Raw genomic sequence first — 2,630 nt, forward strand, 5'->3', positions numbered from 1 at the left:
GGGCGTCGCCGCCCACCACCGTGCGCTGGGGCAGCGGGGTCTGGATGTTCTGGTTGCCGTCGATGAGGAGCAGCACGGGCGCAAGGCGCAGGCGAGCCACGGCGCGCTCCATGCTGCGAAGGCTGGCCTGCAGGATGTTCACGCGGTCGATCTCGCCGGGCCAGGCCAGCCCGAGAGACCAGGCCAGGGCCTGGGCGCGTATGCCTGCGGCCAGGGCCTCGCGCTTCTGGGGCGTCAGGGCCTTGGAATCCGTCAGTCCCGGCAGGTCGAAGGCTTCCGGCAGGATGCAGGCGGCCGAAACCACGGGCCCGGCCAGGCAGCCGCGCCCGGCCTCGTCCACGCCTGCGCAGGGTCCGGCGCATGACCCAGCCAGGAGGCCGAGGGGAAGCTCGATGAGCGCGCGCTGCAGGAGTGCCGCGGGGCGTCTGGCCATGCTTCTCCCCCTGTGGGCCGGGGCCCTTTGGAAAAGGCGAAGCGTCCCCGGCAGGGCCGTGGGGCTCCGCCGGGGACGATTGCGTCCGTGTATGGACCGGGAGGGTTAGTCCCAGGCCTGGCGGGACTTGACGCGGGCGGCCTTGCCGGCCAGGTTGCGCAGGTAGTAGATGCGGGCGCGGCGCACTTTGCCGTTGGCCACGATCTCCACCTTGTCGATGGACGGGGTGTGCATGGGGAAGATGCGCTCCACGCCGACGCCGTCGGAGACCTTACGCACGGTGAAGGTGCTGTCGGTGGTGCCGCGGTTCACGCGCAGAACAACACCCTGGAAGACCTGGATGCGCTCTTTGTCACCCTCGATGATGCGGGTGTGGACCTTGACGGTATCGCCCGCGCGGAACTCGGGCATGTCCATACGCATGTGTTCGCGTTCAATCTGCTTCATGATGTCCATATGTCGACTCCTTTTCTGAGAAAGCTATCGTTGTTGCCTCAACCGGCGTCGCCCAGCAGCCTGTCCACCAATATGGCGGCTGCGGCGCGCACCGGCAGGTGGTTGTACGCCGAAAATCCACGCACGGGCGAGACAATGGCGTCGGCCCGCGTCAACACCTCCGGCGCAAGCCCGTGCCCGGTTCCGAGCACCAGCAGCACCGGCGTTTCCTTCAGCCAGCTGCGCACGGCGCTCGGCGGAGTGAAGGCGATCATGCGCTCCTTGCGGCCGCGCGCCGGGCGGTACCCCGTGCGGGCGCAGGTGGCCACGATCCTGGGGGCCAGGCCGGTCTCGCCGGTCACCCAGCGTACCGCCTCGTCCAGGCCCGTCACCATGCGCCCAAGGCGCAGGGCCTGGGCCCGGTCCGGGTTGGCCTTGCCGCCCGCGCCGTCGGTCCAGTGGTCCAACAGGCGCTGCCCCAGCTCCCGCTGATCGTCGAGGGGAGTGGCCAAAAGCACTCCGCCCAATTCATAGGTGCGGGAAACGCGGCACATATCGTGGATATCGAGGTTTGTCAAAGAGACAGTGGACGTTTTTCCCGCTTTGTCGAGCACCGGATGGTGCAAGAGACAGAGAAACAGGCTGCGCCCAAGGGCTGCCGGGCGTGGCAGCGATCGCAAAAAATTAAGGTCCCCTCCGTCCAGCGGGGCCTCGCGCAGCAGTTCCGGGCGGCGCTCCAGGGTGCGCTTGAGGGATGCCTCGCGACGCCAGCGGTCGATCTTGGCGTGGGACCCGCCGCGCAAAATTTCAGGCACCTCGCGCCCCAGGTAAACCTCGGGCCGGGTGTAGTGCGGGTACTCAAGGAGCCCGGCGCTGAAGCTCTCGTCCTCGCCGCTCTCCTCCTTGCCCATGAAGCCCGGCACCAGGCGCGCCACAGCCTCCATGAGGCACAGGGCCGCGGCCTCGCCGCCGTTCAGCACGGCCTCGCCCACGCAGATGGGCTCCAGGCCCTCGCTCTCGAGCAGGCGCTCGTCTATGCCCTCGTAGCGGCCGCACACGAGGGTCAGGGCCTCCTCTTGCGCCAACTCCCGCGCCAGAACCTGTGTCAGGGGCTTGCCCGAGGGCGCCAGCACGATCCTGCGGCCGGCCCTGCAACCGGGTTCGCCCGCCGGGGCCACGCTCTTCAGGGCGTCGGCCAGGGGCTCGGCCTGCATGACCATGCCCGGCCCGCCGCCATAGGGGCGGTCGTCCACGTGCTTGTGCCGGTTCTGCGAAAAGTCGCGCGGGTTCACCAGCGCCACGTCGATGAGCCCGGCCTCGCGCGCGCGCGCCATCTGCGCGCAGTTAAGCGGGCCCTGGAAAAATTCCGGGAAGAGCGTGAGCACGGTGAAGCGCATGGCTACCTGCCCCGCCGCCCGCTCGACTTTGCGGGTGTGCCGGATTTGGCGGGCGTGCCCGGCGCATGCGGACGGCCCGCTTCCCGCGCCTGGGCGGATTTTCCCGGCCCCTGCGGCGCACCAGATGTGCCAGCCGTGCCAGCCTTGGCGGACTTGGCAGGCTTCGGCGGCCTGGCGGGCCGTGGCGGTCTGACGGACTTGGGCGGCGCGTCGGGCGCGTCCAAGTACAGTTCCAACAGGCCCGGCGGCGGGTCGATGTGGATGGCTTTCGCGTCGGCGTCCAGGCCCAGGATGAACTCCGGCACGGCCGGGAAGAGGATCTCCCTGCCGTTCGGGGCCACAATCGCCCAGGTCAGCTGGCCCGG

Annotated in this window: 2 protein-coding genes and 2 pseudogenes; all 4 read right to left on the reverse strand. The window is 69.5% G+C overall.

Annotation, left to right across the window (positions count from 1 at the left end; all coding sequences use genetic code 11):
* Positions 1-433, reverse strand: a pseudogene (locus VN419_RS07585) (ribonuclease HII); the annotation flags it as partial.
* 105 nt (positions 434-538) lie between these two features.
* Complete coding sequence (rplS, locus tag VN419_RS07590; protein ID WP_325646113.1) at positions 539-889, reverse strand: 50S ribosomal protein L19; 351 nt, start codon at positions 887-889, stop codon at positions 539-541.
* Positions 890-927: 38 nt separating this feature from the next.
* Positions 928-2,265 (reverse strand): tRNA (guanosine(37)-N1)-methyltransferase TrmD, encoded by a 1,338-nt coding sequence (trmD, locus tag VN419_RS07595; RefSeq protein ID WP_325646115.1) that lies wholly within the window; start codon positions 2,263-2,265, stop codon positions 928-930.
* Positions 2,266-2,267: 2 nt separating this feature from the next.
* A pseudogene (locus VN419_RS07600) lies at positions 2,268-2,630 on the reverse strand (hypothetical protein); the annotation flags it as partial.

Source organism: Humidesulfovibrio sp., assembly GCF_035560995.1.
Classification (GTDB): Bacteria; Desulfobacterota; Desulfovibrionia; order Desulfovibrionales; family Desulfovibrionaceae; genus Humidesulfovibrio.

Excerpts from the sequence above, each read along its gene's own strand:
- rplS (WP_325646113.1), bottom strand. The coding sequence starts at position 889 with ATGGACATCATGAAGCAGATTGAACGCGAACACATGCGTATGGACATG.
- trmD (WP_325646115.1), bottom strand. The coding sequence starts at position 2,265 with ATGCGCTTCACCGTGCTCACGCTCTTCCCGGAATTTTTCCAGGGCCCG.